General features: G+C 72.2%; 16 protein-coding genes and 1 pseudogene. 7 read left to right on the top strand and 10 right to left on the bottom strand.

Annotated features, from left to right (window positions below; all coding sequences use genetic code 11):
- Window positions 1-52: 52 nt before the first annotated feature.
- Window positions 53-325, bottom strand: a complete 273-nt coding sequence (locus ACZ5CW_RS15460) for a hypothetical protein (RefSeq protein ID WP_468601363.1) — start codon at window positions 323-325, stop codon at window positions 53-55.
- Between the two features lie 51 nt (window positions 326-376).
- Window positions 377-1801 carry a lamin tail domain-containing protein gene (locus ACZ5CW_RS15455; protein ID WP_468601361.1) on the bottom strand — a complete coding sequence of 475 codons (1425 nt, stop codon included), beginning with the start codon at window positions 1799-1801 and terminating at the stop codon, window positions 377-379.
- A gap of 407 nt (window positions 1802-2208) precedes the next feature.
- On the opposite strand from ACZ5CW_RS15455, the gene ACZ5CW_RS15450 reads away from it, so the two are divergent.
- Together ACZ5CW_RS15450 and ACZ5CW_RS15445 are read left to right on the top strand one after the other, a co-directional pair.
- Window positions 2209-2757, top strand: a complete 549-nt coding sequence (locus ACZ5CW_RS15450) for an RICIN domain-containing protein (protein WP_468601359.1) — start codon at window positions 2209-2211, stop codon at window positions 2755-2757.
- Between the two features lie 128 nt (window positions 2758-2885).
- Complete coding sequence (locus tag ACZ5CW_RS15445) at window positions 2886-3824, top strand: ADP-ribosylglycohydrolase family protein (protein ID WP_468601357.1); 939 nt, start codon at window positions 2886-2888, stop codon at window positions 3822-3824.
- 153 nt (window positions 3825-3977) lie between these two features.
- Here ACZ5CW_RS15445 and ACZ5CW_RS15440 read toward each other — a convergent pair whose 3' ends face one another.
- Window positions 3978-4331 carry a hypothetical protein gene (locus tag ACZ5CW_RS15440; protein ID WP_468601355.1) on the bottom strand — a complete coding sequence of 118 codons (354 nt, stop codon included), beginning with the start codon at window positions 4329-4331 and terminating at the stop codon, window positions 3978-3980.
- 151 nt (window positions 4332-4482) lie between these two features.
- Window positions 4483-5052 (bottom strand): 3'-5' exonuclease, encoded by a 570-nt coding sequence (locus ACZ5CW_RS15435; RefSeq protein WP_468601353.1) that lies wholly within the window; start codon window positions 5050-5052, stop codon window positions 4483-4485.
- 188 nt (window positions 5053-5240) lie between these two features.
- Here ACZ5CW_RS15435 and ACZ5CW_RS15430 point away from each other — a divergent pair, with 188 nt between their 5' ends.
- Window positions 5241-6146, top strand: a complete 906-nt coding sequence (locus ACZ5CW_RS15430) for a poly-gamma-glutamate hydrolase family protein (RefSeq protein WP_468601351.1) — start codon at window positions 5241-5243, stop codon at window positions 6144-6146.
- A 247-nt stretch (window positions 6147-6393) separates the two neighbouring features.
- Window positions 6394-7839 carry a GntT/GntP/DsdX family permease gene (locus ACZ5CW_RS15425; protein WP_468601349.1) on the top strand — a complete coding sequence of 482 codons (1446 nt, stop codon included), beginning with the start codon at window positions 6394-6396 and terminating at the stop codon, window positions 7837-7839.
- Between the two features lie 359 nt (window positions 7840-8198).
- Here ACZ5CW_RS15425 and ACZ5CW_RS15420 read toward each other — a convergent pair.
- The 6 genes and pseudogenes from ACZ5CW_RS15420 to ACZ5CW_RS15395 form a co-directional block, all read right to left on the bottom strand.
- Window positions 8199-9032, bottom strand: a pseudogene (locus ACZ5CW_RS15420) (MFS transporter); the annotation flags it as partial.
- Between the two features lie 223 nt (window positions 9033-9255).
- A complete protein-coding gene (locus tag ACZ5CW_RS15415) occupies window positions 9256-10578 on the bottom strand; it encodes a hypothetical protein (protein WP_468601347.1) in 1323 nt (440 codons plus the stop codon).
- A gap of 49 nt (window positions 10579-10627) precedes the next feature.
- Window positions 10628-11002, bottom strand: coding sequence for an SRPBCC family protein (locus tag ACZ5CW_RS15410; protein WP_468601345.1), 375 nt, complete (start codon window positions 11000-11002; stop codon window positions 10628-10630).
- Between the two features lie 126 nt (window positions 11003-11128).
- Window positions 11129-11836 carry a B3/B4 domain-containing protein gene (locus ACZ5CW_RS15405; RefSeq protein ID WP_468601343.1) on the bottom strand — a complete coding sequence of 236 codons (708 nt, stop codon included), beginning with the start codon at window positions 11834-11836 and terminating at the stop codon, window positions 11129-11131.
- A gap of 41 nt (window positions 11837-11877) precedes the next feature.
- Window positions 11878-12525: an FMN-binding negative transcriptional regulator gene (locus ACZ5CW_RS15400; RefSeq protein WP_468601341.1), complete on the bottom strand. Its 648-nt coding sequence runs from the start codon at window positions 12523-12525 to the stop codon at window positions 11878-11880.
- 32 nt (window positions 12526-12557) lie between these two features.
- Window positions 12558-13394, bottom strand: a complete 837-nt coding sequence (locus ACZ5CW_RS15395; protein WP_468601339.1) for an EamA family transporter — start codon at window positions 13392-13394, stop codon at window positions 12558-12560.
- Between the two features lie 126 nt (window positions 13395-13520).
- On the opposite strand from ACZ5CW_RS15395, the gene ACZ5CW_RS15390 reads away from it, so the two are divergent.
- The 3 genes from ACZ5CW_RS15390 to ACZ5CW_RS15380 all read left to right on the top strand — a co-directional run bounded on the left by ACZ5CW_RS15390 (window position 13521) and on the right by ACZ5CW_RS15380 (window position 15779).
- Window positions 13521-14129, top strand: coding sequence for a helix-turn-helix domain-containing protein (locus tag ACZ5CW_RS15390; protein WP_468601337.1), 609 nt, complete (start codon window positions 13521-13523; stop codon window positions 14127-14129).
- Window positions 14130-14246: 117 nt separating this feature from the next.
- A complete protein-coding gene (locus ACZ5CW_RS15385) occupies window positions 14247-15074 on the top strand; it encodes a maleylpyruvate isomerase family mycothiol-dependent enzyme (RefSeq protein WP_468601335.1) in 828 nt (275 codons plus the stop codon).
- 63 nt (window positions 15075-15137) lie between these two features.
- Window positions 15138-15779 (top strand): YdcF family protein, encoded by a 642-nt coding sequence (locus tag ACZ5CW_RS15380; protein ID WP_468601333.1) that lies wholly within the window; start codon window positions 15138-15140, stop codon window positions 15777-15779.
- Window positions 15780-16245 lie beyond the last annotated feature (466 nt).

The raw sequence follows: 16245 nt of genomic DNA, 5'->3' as shown, positions 1-16245 counted from the left end.
GCCCATCGGCGGCGCCGTGGGTGCCGTGTGCCCCGGCGGCCGGCGGTGGGGGTCAGAGGCTGTCGCCGGACCAGTCGAAGCGGCTTGCGTCGCCGGGGCGCGGGTCGTAGAGCGCCCGGCCGTCCGGCCCGAACCGAGCCAGCTCCGTCCGCAGGGCGGCGCCGGTGTCGATCTCGTCCTGCGTCCAGCCGGTGACGTCGAGGAGCAGGCCGTCCAGCGGGCCGCCGACCAGTTCGACGTAGCGTCGGCCCGGCACCGGGCCCGGGTGTTCGTGGTCGGCGCCGTAGACCCGGCCGCGCAGCAGTTGCTCGTCATCACGGTCCATCGCTCCAGCTTCTCAGCCGCCACTGACAGCGCGGGCCTGCCGGGGCAGGTGTCAGCAGCTGAGGGTGCCCTTGCGCAGTGCGTGGCCGCCGTCATTGGTGTCGTCGGACCAGTAGACGGGCTTCGATCCGGCGACGCACTCGTCGGCGCCTGCCAGGGTGAAGCCTTCGTTGTTGTAGTCGGGCATGCCGGTGGGGCGGTCGTAGGCGGCGGTGGTGGTGAAGGCGCCGGAGGAGGTGTCGACCCGCAGGGTGCGGTGCCGGCCGTCGCACGTGTCGTCGCAGACGGCCCACAGGCGGGCGGCCTGGGGTTCCCACTGGAGTTCCATGACGCCGCTCATGCCGCTGTCGCTGGACGCGACGCGGGTGAAGGCGCCGGAGTCCTGCAGGACGTAGCCGTAGATCATGCCGGTGCCTTCGACTCCGGTGAAGAACACGCCCCCGCTGTGGGCGCCGTAGCGTGCCGGGTCGTAGGCCGCTCCGGTCGAGGCGTCCTTGAAGGCGGCGCCGCTCAGGTAGGTGTCGGGGACCCAGGTGATGCCTTCGAAACCGAGGTTGGAGCCGACGGACGGCAGGTCGGAGGTGAGGTTCCACTCCTTGGTGGCGGTCAGTGTGGAGCCGCTGCCGGAGACGTCGTACTTCAGGACGGACAGGCGGCTGGTGCCGGAAGCGTCGCCGTCGCGTTCGCTGGCGACGTACACGCCGGCTGCGGATCCGCCGCCGGTCAGGGTGACGCCCTCGCTGTCGGGGCTGCCGGTGCCGCCGGGGAAGCGCAGGGTCCTGCCGGACGTCCATCCGCTGCCGGTGTCGGGGGTCCAGCCGCCGGAGCCGCTCCGGACCAGGCGCCACAGCCTTCCGCTGTTCTGGGCGCCCCACATCACGCTGCCCTCCTGGTAGAGGCCGCTGAGGTCCTGTCCGAAGACGTTGGAGGCGTCAGCGGTCGTCACGGAGCTGCCGCCGGGCCACGCCACCGGCGTGGTGTCACCGCCCCCGCCCGTGCCGCCGCAGTCGTTGGCGGCGCCGAGGGTCACCTCGGCCGGCTCGAACGCACCGGTGCCGTCGGGGCAGCGTGACCAGGAGGGGGCGGAATGCCCGGTCCAGGAGAAGCTGTCGACCAGGGTCTTTCCGTCCGGCAGGTACAGGCGGGCCTTGTCGTCCGATCCCAGGCCGAACTCGGCGTGGACGTCGAAGGCGCGGAACGCGCCCGCGGCCAGGGTGGTCCGGGAAGCGATCTTGTACTCCGAGCCGTCCTTGTCGTCCTTGAGGATCCAGCCCGAGATGTCGATCGTCGCGGTGCCCTTGTTGTACAGCTCGATCGAGTCCTCGACATCCCCGGTGGTGACCACTTCGTCGACGCGGATGTCGTCGGCCGGGGCCGCATGGGCAGGGGAGGCGGCCAGCGTGCCGGCCAGCGCCGATCCCGTGACGAGGAGAAGAGCGAGATCACGGTACCGTCGGCGGGTGCGTGTTGCGGTCACGGGTGTCCGTCCAGAGGTCGCGGAGACAGGGCGGCACGACGGTCCCCGCACAGACCGAACGAGACTCCTCCGGCCAGGCGGACAGCCCGTGAACGAAGGCCGAAGTGTTCATGGAATGCCGGACAGACCGACACGGTTCACCCCCGCCCCGTCGACCGGAGTCTGACGGGTCGACAGCCGCACGAGGCGGCGCCCCGCTGAGGAACGCGGTACGGGCTCCTGGCGGCGTCGCCGGGGCACTCAGGCCGTGGAAGACCTGTGATGCACACCCCTGAGAAGGGTCGTTTCTGCAGGTCAGATGGCATTCTTCACTCGCCCGGGTGATCCTCTTCGTGGTGGGAGTCGCGGTTGAATCACCTATGTCACGGACGACAACCCGTGGCATCCAGGAGGAAGGGCACATCTCCATGACCCTGCCGATTCGACAGCGGATCCTCACCCTCTGCGCCGCCCTCGCGGCGCTGACCGGCCTGGCGCTCGACGCGCCTGCCCAGGCGGCGCCCGCCGCACCCATCGCTCCCTCGGGACCCCTGGTGATCACCAGCGTGGCCCACACCAACTACCTCATCCCCGACGACGGCTCCGGCGGCAAAGACACCTACCTGCAGGTGTACTACCGGGCCGACCACCCGTACCCGCGCACCTTCCGCTTCACCCCGACCAGGACGGCGCAGGGCGAGACCGTCTACGAGTGGACGATCACCACCACCGGCAACTGCGCGGAAGTCCGGGGCGACGCGGGCACCTTCGTCCATCTGGCCCCGTGCCAGGCCACCAAGAAGGCGCAGTGGTGGAGGCTGCGGCCCACCCTCGACGGCGACGCCTGGGCCCTGGTGCCCTACCTGAACGAAGACCTCGCCGTCACCTCCACCTACGGCGACGACAACGTGGCACCCCTACGTGAGATGCCCGGCGGACATGCCACCACCTCCCAGCTCTGGTTCCTGACGGGCTGACACTTCCCCAGGTTCGCTCCAGCCCCGCCGCCTCCCCGCCGCGGGGCTGGCCGTGCTCCGGACGGTGATGTTCCCGGCGCGTGTGGATGCGGGGATGTCTCTGGCTCTGACCCCTATAGCCTGCGCGGATGAAGCCTATGGAGCGAGCCGTCGCAACCGTCGTGGGCTCCGCGGTGGGCGACGCATTGGGGGCACCTTTCGAGTTCGGTCCCCAGGGGGCGTTCTCAGCCCGGTTCCCGCAGCCAGGGGGCAGTGGCGAGATGTGCGGGGGCGGCGGTTGGGAACCGGGCGAAGCCACGGACGACACGCAGATGGCCGTCTTGGTCGCCGAGTCGCTCCTGCAGCGGGGCGGACTGGACTTGCCGGACATCTTCGCCCGCTTCCAACAGTGGGCGGCAGGTGATCCCAAAGACATCGGTCTGCAGACCGAAGACGTTTTGACCAACGGCCAGCCGTGGGATCTGGCTGCCGCGACCCATTTCCAGGTCAACCAGCGAGCAGCAGGCACCGGCTCCTTGATGCGGGCATCGACGTCCGCGGTCTACTTCGCACGTGCTGGGCAGTCGGCCACGATGGATGCCGCCCGGCGCATCGCCGCCCTCACCCACGGCGATCGCGCCGCGTGGGAAGGCACCGCCGTATTCCACGACCTCGTTCGTCAGACCCTGGCGGGCACCGACCCCCGCCCGGCCCTTCCTGACACTCTGGACCTTGTCCATCCCGACCACCGTCAGCGGTATGCCACGGTCCTTGCCGACGACTGGCATCCCGACCAGGCGACCGAGTTCAACGGCGCCGTATGGCCGTGCCTGGGGTCGGCGGTCTGGGCTCTGCGCAGCACCACCACCTTCGAGGAAGCGATCCGGGCGGCGATCGACGTCGGCGGTGACACGGACACCGTCGCGGCCGTCACTGGAGGTCTCGCGGGCGCCTACTACGGACTGGACGGGATCCCTGCCCGCTGGACCGCACCGCTGCATGTCCCCCTGCCAGGGTTCGACGGACGGGTGCTGCGGCTGGACGATCTGATCGGTCTTGCGCGGCGTCTCGGAGCTGGCCTGCACTGACGGGATCAGCCAGTTTCCTCGTCCAGTCGAGTCTGCCTCGACGACCGGCGCCGGCACGCCTTCGTCCAGCACGGTCCAGGAGGATCGACGCTCAGACCCGCGTGCTGTCCGAGCCCCGACCCTCCACGGCGGAGCCCGGCCCCGTGCCGGCGGTCAGTGTCGGTGGCCGGTGGCGACGTCCGCTCCGTTCACCCAGCCGCGGCGGCCGTTCGTCGGGCCGGAGACCACCACGCCGTACGCCCACCACGCACCGTCACTCCCCACGCCCCAGCTCTCGGCGTAGAAGTCGGTGTTCCTCGGCAGGCCCACGAGCGAGCGATTGCGCGTCCCCCGGCCGGCGCGCAGGTGCGCGGACTTGGTGGTGTGCAACTGCCCGGCGCCTCCGTGGGGGTTGGGGGCCTGCGGCTTCGCGGGGGCGGCCGATGCCGGCCGAGCCGCCGAGACCGCCGCAGCGCCGGCCAGTACGGCAGCCGCTGTGGCCGCCACGCTCATCAGTCGTCGGTTCATACCCGAACAACCCTCACCGGCCCCCTCGTCGTCACGGGCCGGAAGCGAAATCCACCCGGCTGTGGGGCCAGTGCCCTCCCGCCGGCGCCGGACGAGCGCGTACATCCGCTCCTACGGGAGAGGGACTCACCGTGGCTTCGCCCACGCCCTGTCAGCGCCACGCCCCGCGCTCCGCGAGATCGAGGACGAGGGCCGCGATGTTCCACGCGTCGTCCTCGCCGCTGTGGTGCCGGCCCTCCAGCGGCAGACCGGCGATGCGCAGTGCGCCGTCCATGCCGGGGCGCTTGCGGAGCCCGTACGCCTCGGTGAACACGGCCTTGGCGTTCGTGTGCCCCGCCTCCGCCGGACGCCCGAACGGGTACGCCACCGCGCCGGCCCGGCACTGCCGCTCGAACTGGCGCCGGTCGTAGTCGCCCCAGCTCGCCCAGGGGCGCCCCCGGGCGTCGTACTCCTCGACGAGCGTCCGGCAGGCCTCGGCGAACGAGACCCCGCCGGCCACCTCGGCCCGGGTCAGACCGGTCAGTTCGGTGCAGAAGTCGCTGACATGCGAGCGCGCCGGCCGCACCAGGATGCGATGCCGTGACAGACGGCGGCGCGCGGCCAGGTCGACGACGGTGAGCCCGATCTCGATGATCTCGCTCACTTCCCCCGGCGGGGGCTGTCCCTTCCAGCAGGTGGCCTCGACGTCGATCACGTTCAGGAGTGCGGGTCCGCTGTCCATGCGGGCAGGTTAGGAAGTCCGGCCGAGCCGGGGCATCCGATTTTGCGGGTCCCGAGGGTTCCGCGGGTTGCGCGGGTTGCACGGGTTGCGCGTGCTCCGGCCCGGGGCTGCCCTCACGGGCCACGGAGTTGTCATGTCCAGAGGGGTCGCTGGAGACAGTCATCGGGATGTGATGCAGGATCACCCCCATGAACGACACCAGCAGACGCAAGGTCCTCGCCTCCGTCGCCGCCGTCGCCGCCGGCCTGCCCACCCTCAACGCCGTGGTGGGCAGCGGCGCCACGCCGGCCGCGGCAGCCGACCAGTACGGGTCCAACACCGAGCTGTACACCCGTACCGCCGCGAAGGAGGGCACCGACTGGATGCGCCGGTTCCGCATCGGCGCGCCGGTGTCGGTCACGGACAACGCCCGCAGCACCAGCATCCCCGTCGGCAGCACGGCGGTGATCGCGCCGCACGGCGGTGGGATCGAGGCGGGTACGAGCGAGCTGTGCATGGCCGTCGCCGGTTACACGCCCTTCGACGCCAACACCGACCCGGCGAGCGCGGCGGTGCCGGGAGAGCCGCAGCGGGACTACTGGATGTTCGAGGCGCTGGCCAACTCGGCCGCGCAGCACGTCACCTCCACTCACTGCGACGACCCGGCCGCCCTCGCCGTCTGCGGCGACAACCTGTACGCCGTCTCCCTGCACGGCTTCGACGACACGTCCGTGAAGAAGATCATCATCGGCGGCCGGGACGAGCGGCTCAGGCGCAACCTGCTGGCGGCCTTCACGAAGTACGGTCTGACCTCCCCCGCGACCCAGCCCGACTGGAACGTGACCGTGGTCTTCGCGGGCGCCACCGACCCCATCAACGGTGACGACCCGGCCAACATCGTCAACCGCACTCGCACCGGCGCGGGCGCCCAGCTGGAGCTGTCCACGGCGCTGCGCGTGGCGATGTTCGGTGACTTCTCCGGCGGGGCCAAGCGCAGGGCGACGGCCGGCGTGCCGAGCACCGACAGCCCCTACGCCGACCACTTCTGGAACGGTTTCGTGAACGCCGTCCGCGAGGCGATCAAGAACCACGAACTCGGCCTCGACTCGCTCTAGGCCACAGGTTCCCTCGCCTGTCGCCCCATCGGTGACAAGGCCCCGGCCGGTGGACGACCGGCTCGGCATCCGCCGTGGATCGCGCTGATCGAGTGATCCACGGCAGCCATGTCCTCGTTGCGCCGGTCCGGTGCGAACTCGATGTGGTGTCGTTTGTCAGGTTGTCCATCCGCGACTGGGCGGTCCGTCGACGTGCCCCGGAGCCCGCGCACCAGGCGAGGCGGGGAACGGGAACGGAGACCACTGGATGGTGAACTCGGCGGGCGGGCTGTTGTCGGCAGGTCAGGCCGGTGCTTCTGAGAACGCGTGGCTCCTGGTGGTGGTGGGTGTGTCCATCGCCATCGTCGTCCTGCTCATCAGCTGGCTGAAGATCCACGCCTTCCTGGCTCTGACGGTGAGTGCGCTGGCCGTCTCGCTGCTGGCCGGGCAGTCCGCCCAACAGGCCATCGTCTCCTTCACGACCGGGCTGGGCCGCATGACCGGTGCGGTGGGCGTACTCATCATGCTGGGCGCGATCCTCGGCCGCATGCTGGCCGACTCCGGTGGCATCGAGCAGGTCGTCGACACCCTGACCCGCATGGTCCGGCCCGAACGGCTGCCGTGGGCGGTCACGCTGGTCGCGGCCCTCATCGGTCTGCCGATGTTCTTCGAGGTCGGCTTCGTGATGATGATGCCTCTGGTGCTGCAACTGGCGAAGCAGCTCCACTACCCGGTGTTGCGGGTGGGCATGCCGGTCGTGGCCGGACTGGCCACGGTGCACGCGCTGGTCCCCCCGCATCCGGGACCGCTGATCGCGATCCAGGCGGTGCACGCGTCGATCGGTCTCACCATGCTCTACGGGCTCCTCGTGGCCCTGCCGTGCGCGATCGTCGTCGGCCCCCTGTTCACCGCCTACATCTGGCCCCGTGTGCCGGCCCATGTGCCCGACTCCGCCACTGCCGCCTTCACCACCGACCCGCACCACCACGACGACGCGGCAGGCACCGACTCCGATGCGGGGCACGCCGAAGCGGCGGCCTCCTACCGGATGCCGAGCCTGCCGGTCACTCTCGGCACCATCCTGCTCCCCATCGTGCTGATGACGCTCAAGGCCGTCTTCGACAGCGTTCCGATGTCGCACGGCAGGCTGTACGCCGTCGTGGAGTTCCTGGGCACCCCGATGATCGCGCTGCTGGTCACGGTCTTCGTCTCGCTGATCACCTTCGGGTACGCGCTCGGATTCAGCCGGCGCCACGTTCAGGCGTCCCTGGCCAAGAGCTTCGCACCCGTCGCGGGCGTCATCGTGATCGTCGCCGCCGGTGGGGGTTACTCGCAAGCACTGCAGGACACCGGTGTCGATCGAGCCGTCACCCAGGCGGCGGGCCACCTCCACATCCCGCTGCTCCTCCTCGGCTGGCTGATCGCCGCGTTGATGCGGACCATCGTCGGTTCCGGCACCATCGCCACCATCACCGCGGCCGGCATCATCGGCCCTCTTGCGCACGGCCTGGCACCCTCTCAGGCCTCTCTGCTCGCCCTGGCGCTGGGGTCGGGCGCAGCCTTCGCGGGTCATGTCAACGACGCGGCCTTCTGGATGGCCAAGGAGTATTTCGGCACGTCGATCAGCGGCACGCTCCGGACCTGGACGGTGTCCCACACTCTGCTCTCCCTCACGTCCCTGGCCTGTCTTCTGCTGCTGAGCACCGTGGTGTGACTTCGCCCGCCGCTCCTGCGGACCCCGTCACGCCGCAGGCGGGTGGGCTCGATCGATGGTCGGTTCCGCCCGTGCCGGCTGCCTCTCTTCGGTGTGCGCAGCAGGCGTAGGCCGGCGAGGCTCTGGAGTGTCATGGCGGCGGCGGCCGTGACGGTGACCGCGAAGCCGCCGTCCGGCCCGAGTGAGTCGATCGCCCAGCCGGAGACCGCCGCCGCTGCGGCCGATCCTGCCGCGCTCGCGGAGCCGAGCCAGGAGAACGCCTGGGTCAGGAGGGCCGGGTGGACGGTCGACTCGGTGAGCACGGGGAAGAGCACCAGAAGGGGCGGGACGGTGGCGCCGGTCAGGACCATGACCAGTCCGAGCCGGAACGGTGAGCCGACCGTGAGGAGCAACAACGTGCCGAGTGTCAGCGCACAGGTCGCCGCCAGCAGTTGTACCGGTGGTGCGGCACGCCATCGGCGCAGCCCGTACAGCCATCCGGCCAGCAGTCCGCTGCAGTTGGAGACGGCGAAGACCGGGGCCGCGGCGCCCGGTGCGCCGTGCTCCACCACGAAAGCGGTCACGGACACCTGCATGGCACCGAAGAAGACGCCGATGGCGAGGTTGAGGCCCATCAGCAGGAAGACCGCGCCGCGCAGCAACGACCGGTCCTCTCGGGCGTGGGCGGCGCTGTCGTCCGCCGGCAAGGGTGCGCTGTCGCGCCGGGCCGCGAGGAGCAGACCGCCGACCACCGACAGGGAGGCGGCCAGCACGGTGCCGGCCACGGGATGTCCGGCCGCGGCGAGTGCGCTGACCGACATCGGGCCGACGAGGTAGGCCACCGCGTTGCTGATCGCCTCCAGGGCGAAGGCGGCGGGCAGCTCCGCCGCTCGGCCGGTGCGCAGCAGTGCCGCCCAGCGTGCCGCGGACATCGCGCCGAGCTGGGGAACGCTGGCCCCGACCAGCGCGCCGCCCAGGGTCAGGAAGGGGTCGGAGGCGTCCGCCGCGACCAGGGACACGAGGACGGCCACGGCAAGGGCGTGGGCGAGCAGTGCGGGCGGCAGGACCCGGATCTGCCCGAACCGGTCCACCAGCCGGGCCTGTTGTGGCGCCACGAGCGCGTCGGTCACCGCGAACCCGCCGCTGACCAGGCCGGCCGAGGCGAAGGTGCCGGTGTGGCTGTGCACGAGCCAGACGATGCTCAGGCCGGTCATCGCGACGCCGACGCGTCCGAGCGATGCGGGCAGGAAGAAGGCCGCGGCGCCCGGGGTGCGCAGCAGGGAACGGTAGTTCGCCGACGGCACGGCGAGTCCATTTCGCTGCCCGGCGGGACGGCACACGTGGGTCGTCGGTGCCCGGATGTACCGACCCGTGGTCGCCGCCTGGAACCGTCCAGTGCTGGCGCGGAGAGGGGACACGCGCCCCGCACCGACTCCATCACCGGGCAGAAATCTCGGTGGGTTGTGGGCGGTCATTCTCGTCGCCGGGGCCGGTGATGTCCATCGCGCTCCATGGCGACCGATGCTGGGCACAGGGCGCCCGGGCCCGGGTCACGGGGCCCGCACCTCCCTCACGCCCCCGCTCCCCCCTCACCCTCGCTCCTCCCCCCCCCGACTGCGGGTCTCCGTCCGCCGGCTCGGCCTCGATGACCCAGCTTCCCCGGGCCTGCACCTGGTAGACGCCGGGCCCCGGCAGGCGGAGCGGCAGGTCGGCGTCGCCCTTGCCGCGGGCCGCCTCGGCCCACTCGGCGAGGTCGTCGTCCAGGGCCGACAGCCGTACGTCGCCGCGCCCGCGGTGCCGCAGCACGGCCGGGCCGCCCGCGCCCGCGTACCGCACGAGGTCGCCCCCGCTCCCGTGGATCCGGTCGGTGAACCGCGGTACGGCGTCGACGGGTTCGGCCCACGCCTCCCAGTCGGCGCGGGCCCCGCCCCGGAACTCCACCTGGAACCGGGCCACTTCGCGATTGCCTGAGCGTCGCAGCGGCACCCGGGCGTGCACCGGCCGGAAGCCGTCGCCCAGTGTGTAGCCCTTGCGCGGGTTGCCGCGCAGCAGCAGAACGACGGTCAGCTGCTCGGCGCTGTCGCACCGCACCACCAGCACTGCGGGCCGCCCCACGGCCGGCAGCCGCACCCGCGCGGTTCCCGGGCCCTGCCCGTACGCCCGCTCGCCCGCCTCGTCGCCCGCCTCCTCGCCCGGCGCGCGGTGGGCGGCGGCCCGCACGGGCCCCGGCTGCCGGAGCGCGGACCCGGACCCCGCCCGCCGGGGAACGGGAACTCCCCCTCCTCCCCCGCCGCGCCGCTCCCCCAGCCGCACCCCGCACGCCGCGCACACCGCTACATTGCGGCTGGTCCCGTCCGCCGGGGCCCAGGGCAGCTCACGCACGGCCCGCCCGTGCCGGGCGTCGAAGAAGCAGAGCGGCAGCCGACGGGGCAGCGGCAGCCCCGCCCGCCGGGCGTCGAGACAGGCCAGCGCGTGCCACCCGTCGTCCAGCGCCCGCAGCACGTCGAGGGCGTCCTCCAGGTCCCGGTCTCCGACGAAGGCCCGCTTGGCCTCGTCGTACGCGTCCAGGGCCCGCCCCAGGTCGGCGCGCATCGCGTCGGTGGCCCCCGCCTCCCCCGGCGAGAAGTCGTGCTCGTCGAGCGCCACCCCGAACGCGGTGATCCGCGCCTCCACCTCGGCGAGTTCGTCCCCCGCCCGCCGCCGCGCCGCCCGTCCGAACCATCCCCCGAGCCGCGCCCAGGAGCGCCGGTCCCCGGCCATGCGACCACCCCCTTCGAGGTGATCGTAGGCCGGTTGTGGGAGGGGACCGCTACGGCCGCCCGTCAGGTGTCCGGCCGCCGGGCGTCCGGGCCGGGGACGTCGGTGCGGCAAGCTCGACCAGGTGGCGCAGCGAGTCGGTGAGGTGCTCCGGGCCGAACGGGGGGAACCGGATGTACTCCCGGATGTACGGCGGCACCGCCGACCAGTCGTAGGTGAGCGTGACCTCGGTCTCGGACGGGCCGAGCGGCGCGAGGTCGTAACGCCAGATCCAGCCGCCGAACTCCAGGTGACCGTCGTCCTTCTCCTGCCCCGTGAGCCAGCCGATGGCACGGGGCGGGTCGAGCACCTGGACCTTGTTGGCCACCTGGTAGTCACCGTCCGGATGGTTGGGGTGGTACATGTCCATCCGGAAGATCTGCCCCACCTCGGTCAGCGGCGCCCGGTCGACGGATTCCCGGACCCAGCCGGTGCCGTCGATGGCGGAATGGGTCGTCGGGTCGCGGCGAGGCGGAACTCATCGGTCGTGCGAGCGGAACCCGCAACCGTGGGCTCAGACGGCGGCGTCGGGGCGGGCCGGGCTCAGGTAGTACACCGCGGTCCGCTCGGCGTGCGGGATGAGCTGGCCCTGGAGTTCGCTCACCGCGACCTCGAGGAGGTCGCCGTCGCGGGTGGCGTGGAGGGTCTCCAGCACGAAGGCGACGTGTGTGGAGTCTTCGGTGACGCGGGTGCGGTGGGCGTCGCGGTGGTTCCAGTGGCGGGTCAGGACGCCGGTGGTGTCGGCGTAGACGACCTCGCCTGGCTTGGGGTTCTCCACGGTGCCGGGTTCGCCGAGCGGGGTGAACTCCTCGCTTCCGTCGGCGTGGCGGATGTCGACGTCGCCGGTGACGTGGGCGAGGTCGAAGGCGCCGGCGGGCAGGCCGTGGCGGACGGAGACGGAGTTGTAGGAGTCGACGGCGGGGGTGATGCGCGGCAGCCGGCCCTTCTTGGTCATGCGGCGGCCGAGGGCGTCGACGCTGGGGCGGACGCGGCGGGGGTTGGTGCCGAAGGAGCGGTAGGCGGTGTGCCACGCCTCGATGCGGGGGTCGGTCTCGTCGGCGGCCTGCCAGGTGCCGTCGGCGAGCCGCCGCTCCAGGTCCTCGAGAGAGGCGGCGGTGTCGGGCCAGGGTTCGTGGCCGCGCAGCCCGCCGGCGATGACCAGGGCGATGAGGGTGTCGGGGAAGGCGTCGGCGACGGCGGGGCTGATGCGGAAGGCGGTCATGAGGTGAAGTCCTGTCTCGTGCGTGTGTCGGGTGGCGGGGGTCAGGGCTTCCAGGGGCCGATGCGGTCCAGGCGGCGCAGCTGCCCGCGTGCGGTGGGCACGTCCAGGCCCTGGCCGCGCTCGGTGAGGCGGCCGGCGACGGCGGTTCGGTGCTCGACGGGTTTGTGGTCGTCGTACTTGAACTTGGCCCGTACGTCGGTGACGTCGAGCTGCAGGCCGCGGATGCCGCTGAGCATGCGTCCGTAGGGTGGCCGGCCGGGGTCGATGGCGGCGTGGTCGCCGTCGGGCTGGAAGTGCGCCATCTGGCGGCGCAGCAGCTCGGCCTTGGCCTCGGGGTCGTCGATGATGTGGGCGCGGCAGGTGAACTGGACGGCCGCGTAGTAGCTGGTGGGCACGCCGTCGGTGGGCGGGACGCCGGGCTGGGCGCGCCAGGGTCCGGGGACGAAGGCGTAGTCGCCGACGACGGTGAAGGTGACGTTCGGGTCGTGCTCGATCGCCTTCCAGACCGGGTTGGGGCGGGCGAGGTGGATCAGCAGCCGTCCGGCGTCGGTGGTGAAGTGGGTGGGGACGACGGCGGGCGGCCGGCCGGGCAGGCCGTTGACGCTGAGCTGGCCGAAGTCGTGGCCGTCGGCGATCCAGGTCCGCCATTCGGCGTCGTCCAGGGCGGCGTCCCAGGGCTGGATGAACATGCGGGTTCTCTCTGCGTGGAGGGTGCGGCGGGTCAGGTGAGGGCGAGGAGGCCGACGGCGACGGCGGCGGTGCCCAGCCCGATGAGCTGGCTGCGGTGGATACGCTCGGCGAGCACGCTGCGGGCGAGCAGGACGGTGCCGGCCGGGTACAGGGCGGTGATCACGGCGACGACGGTGAGGTCTCCGCTGCGGGCGGCGAGCAGGAACAGCAGGTTCGCCAGCGAGTCCAGCACGCCCGCGGTCGTCGAGATCGCGTAGGCGGGCCTCTCCGGGCCCAGCCGGCGGTACATCACCGCGGCCGCGGCCAGGGTGACGGCCGAGGAGACCGCCCTGCCGATGATCAGCGGTGCCACGCCGCTGTCCGAGGGGGCCTGGTGCAGGAAGACGAGCTGCAGGGCGATGGCGGCACCCGCACCGAAGGCCAGCAGCAGCGCCGTCCGCGACGGACGGGACGAGCGTGCTCCGTGCCCGGCGCTGACCAGCACCACCGCCGCCAGCGCCAGCGGCAGCCCGACAAGGCCGGCCAGCGCCAGGTGCTCACCCTGGAGAAGGCCGACCGCGACCGGCAGTGCGGCGGACACCAACGCGGTGATGGGCGAGAGCACGTTCATCGGGCCGATCGCGAGGGTCCTGTAGAGCAGGGCGAACGCCGCGGCGGACGCTACGCCGGAGGCCGCACCCCACCCGACGCTCGCCCAGGTGAACGAGGCACCCAGGACCGGCCACAGCAGCAGCTCGACCGCGAGGCTGGCCGGGGCGGCCACCATCACCGTGCGCAGCACATGTGCCTTGCGTGCGCCGAGACCACCGAGGAAATCGGCGCATCCATAGGCGAGAGAGCTGCCCAGGGCCAGCAGCAGAGCGATCACGACACTTCCCCAACTTCGCCACTTTCACAATGGAACGACTCGACCGTACAATGAAACGACCGGCGCTTGTCAACCAAACGACCGGGCGGTCCATTCCAGTGACTATTCCGTCAGGACGGTGATCAGGTGCCCGAGGCAGAGGCAGCCCTGCGCACGCTCGCGCACAACGTCAGAGCCGCACGTACCCGGGCGGGCCTGTCCCTGGACGAACTCGGGCGCCGCGCCAAGGTCAGCAAGGGAGCCCTCGTCGGTCTGGAGAAAGCCCAGGGCAACCCGAACTTCGCCACCCTGGTCCGCCTCGCCGACACCCTCGGTGTCTCGGTCTCCGCGCTGATGGAAGGCCCGGCCGAGGGCCGCGTCCGGGTGGTTTCCGCCGACGCCGTCATGCCCCTGTGGGCCGGGGAGCGGGGCAGCGAGGCCCGGCTCATGCTGACCACCTCGGGACCGGCCCCGGTCGAGGTCTGGCGCTGGAAGCTGGAGCCGGGTGAGGAGTACCCCAGCCACCCCCACCAGGCCGGCGTCGTGGAGACCGTCAGCGTCACCTCCGGCCGGATGATCCTCGTCGTCGACGGCACCGAGCACCCCGTCGAAGCCGGACAGACCGCGAGCTTCGACGGTGACGCCCCCCACACCTACCGCGGCTCGGGCACCGAGACCTGCCACCTGATCATGACCGTTCACATCCCACCCGGTCCCGGCTCCGGCTCCGGCTCCGGCTCCGGCTCCACGAACTGACCGGCGGTGACTCCAGGGGGGCGTGCGGGGACTTGCCGCGCGCCCTCGGGTCTGGTTGGGTACCAGCGCCGCGGGCACGTCGGGCCTGCCGGGCGGATGGGGAGCGGAGCGAGCAACGTGCACACGACGGTACGGCAGGACGGCTCGTGGCCCTTGCCCGACGGGCTGGGGCAGGCGATCCGGGGCACCGCCGAGGAGATCGCCACACTGGTGCGGAGCGCGAGCGACACGGCCCTGGCCGTGCCGGGGTCGCAGTGGACGGTCGGCGAGGCAGCCGCCCATCTGGCCATGGCCAACGAACTGATGGCCGACCTGGCAGCCGGGCGGGAGCGCCCCTACGGCGACGGAACGCCCCAGAGCCTCGCCCGGGCCAACGCGGAGTCCCTCGCCGACTTCGGGGAGCGCCGGGCGGAGCCTCTCGCGACGATGATCACGGAGCAGGCCGAGGCGTTCCTGAACGCCCTGTCGCGCCCCGCGGCCGACGGCCCGGCACCGGCCACCCCCCTGGGCCCGATGGACCGGTCCGTTCTCGCCTCGTACCTGCTCACGCACATGCTCGGCCATGGATACGACCTGGCTCGCGCCCTGAAGCGCCCGCACATGGTCGACCGGGAACGGGTGGGCTTGTGCATGCCGTTCATGCTCTCGGTGATGCCGCGCGTCACGAACCCCGCGGCCACGGCCGGCCTCACGGCCCGTTACCGGATCCGGCTGCGCGGAGGCGAGGCGTTCACCGTGTCCCTGGCCGACGGCGCCGTGCAGGTGACACCAGGGGCACCGGCGCAGCGCGCGGACTGCGCCATCCTGCTCGATCCCGTCGCCTTCCTGCTCATCGCGCTGGGCCGGCTCAATCCCTGGCGTGCCATCGCCCAGGGCCGGATCCTCGCCTGGGGTCCCCGGCCATGGCTGGCCCCCCGCTTCCCGACCCTGTTCACCGCACCCTGAGCCGACGGTCCGCTCGTCGCCGGCCGAAAAGACTGTGCCGCCGAGGTGCCCTAGAGTCGCCGCATGCGGCGGAGGACAGGACTGGCCCTGGCCGGGGTGGCTGCCCTGGCCTGGGGTGAGTGGTTGAACTGGCGCTGGTCCCGGACGCTCGTGGGGGACAGCGGGGGCGCTGCCGAGGCCGTCGTCGTGCTGGGTTTCCGCAACCCCCAGGCGACGGCGAACCTCGTCAACCGCTGGCGGGTCCGCGCGGGACTGCGTTCCGTCGCCGCCGACCGTGCGCGTGGCACCCGGGTGATCTTCAGCGGCGGTGCGCCCAGCGGTGGTGCTGCCGAGGCCCGGTTGATGGCCGACTACGCGAAGTCGGTGCTCGGGTTCGACGGCACGGTGCTCCTCGAGGACCGGAGCGGGACGACATGGGAGAACATCACGAACGTGATCCCGCTGCTCGAGGACGTCGACCGCATCAAGATCGCCTCCCAGCCGGCTCATGCGCTCAAGGCCCGCGCGTACTTGTGGCGGCAGCGCCCTGATCTCGCCAGGAGGCTCGTGCGCGCGGACGACTACCGCCCCGGCGAGTGGGTGATCGCCAAACCGCTGCTGGCTCTGTACGGACTGTGGTCGCTCCGCGGTCTCGAAGCAGGTGCCGTGCGGCGCCGCCGTCCGGGGCGACGGAGCGCCGCACACCGGCCGGACCCGTCTCGTTGAAACCACGGGCGAACGCCGCGATGGCCCAGCCCGGCGGGGTCAAGCCCCCCCGGCCGCCCGGCTCCTGCCGACGGGGGCCGCCGACCGGTCCGGGTGAGCGGCGCCACCCGGGCACGATGTACGGCTGCGGCCCGGCGGTGACCGGCGTGGCGACACAGGGCATGCTGCCTCTACGACGGCGACGACGGCGTCGTGACCGCTCACCCCCCATCCGGCTCCTCCGACCGGGTCCACCGGCTCGCCCCCGACCACGTTCTGAAGCGCATCGCCGCGAAGCCCGGCGCCCACTGACCGCATCCTCGGCAGGACCACCCGTTCGGCTCCGTGTCCGCACGCCCTGGCGGGGCACTCGCTTGGCTGTGCCCTGGTGAGTGCCCTGGGTGGTGGGGGGGGGGGGGGGGGGGGGGGGGGGGGGGGGGGGAGGGGGGGGGGAGGGGGTGGGGGGGGGGGGGGGTGGGGTGTGTGT

Source organism: Streptomyces sp. NPDC031379, assembly GCF_055569615.1.
Note: the sequence above shows the minus strand (reverse complement) of the source record. Positions and strands in the feature narration are given on the sequence as shown.

What these genes read in the sequence shown, in the direction of transcription:
- ACZ5CW_RS15460 (WP_468601363.1), bottom strand. Translation starts at nt 325, where the DNA reads ATGGACCGTGATGACGAGCAACTGCTGCGCGGCCGGGTCTACGGCGCC.
- ACZ5CW_RS15450 (WP_468601359.1), top strand. Translation starts at nt 2,209, where the DNA reads ATGACCCTGCCGATTCGACAGCGGATCCTCACCCTCTGCGCCGCCCTC.
- ACZ5CW_RS15445 (WP_468601357.1), top strand. Translation starts at nt 2,886, where the DNA reads ATGAAGCCTATGGAGCGAGCCGTCGCAACCGTCGTGGGCTCCGCGGTG.
- ACZ5CW_RS15440 (WP_468601355.1), bottom strand. Translation starts at nt 4,331, where the DNA reads ATGAACCGACGACTGATGAGCGTGGCGGCCACAGCGGCTGCCGTACTG.
- ACZ5CW_RS15435 (WP_468601353.1), bottom strand. Translation starts at nt 5,052, where the DNA reads ATGGACAGCGGACCCGCACTCCTGAACGTGATCGACGTCGAGGCCACC.
- ACZ5CW_RS15430 (WP_468601351.1), top strand. Translation starts at nt 5,241, where the DNA reads ATGAACGACACCAGCAGACGCAAGGTCCTCGCCTCCGTCGCCGCCGTC.
- ACZ5CW_RS15425 (WP_468601349.1), top strand. Translation starts at nt 6,394, where the DNA reads ATGGTGAACTCGGCGGGCGGGCTGTTGTCGGCAGGTCAGGCCGGTGCT.
- ACZ5CW_RS15415 (WP_468601347.1), bottom strand. Translation starts at nt 10,578, where the DNA reads ATGGCCGGGGACCGGCGCTCCTGGGCGCGGCTCGGGGGATGGTTCGGA.
- ACZ5CW_RS15405 (WP_468601343.1), bottom strand. Translation starts at nt 11,836, where the DNA reads ATGACCGCCTTCCGCATCAGCCCCGCCGTCGCCGACGCCTTCCCCGAC.
- ACZ5CW_RS15400 (WP_468601341.1), bottom strand. Translation starts at nt 12,525, where the DNA reads ATGTTCATCCAGCCCTGGGACGCCGCCCTGGACGACGCCGAATGGCGG.
- ACZ5CW_RS15380 (WP_468601333.1), top strand. Translation starts at nt 15,138, where the DNA reads ATGCGGCGGAGGACAGGACTGGCCCTGGCCGGGGTGGCTGCCCTGGCC.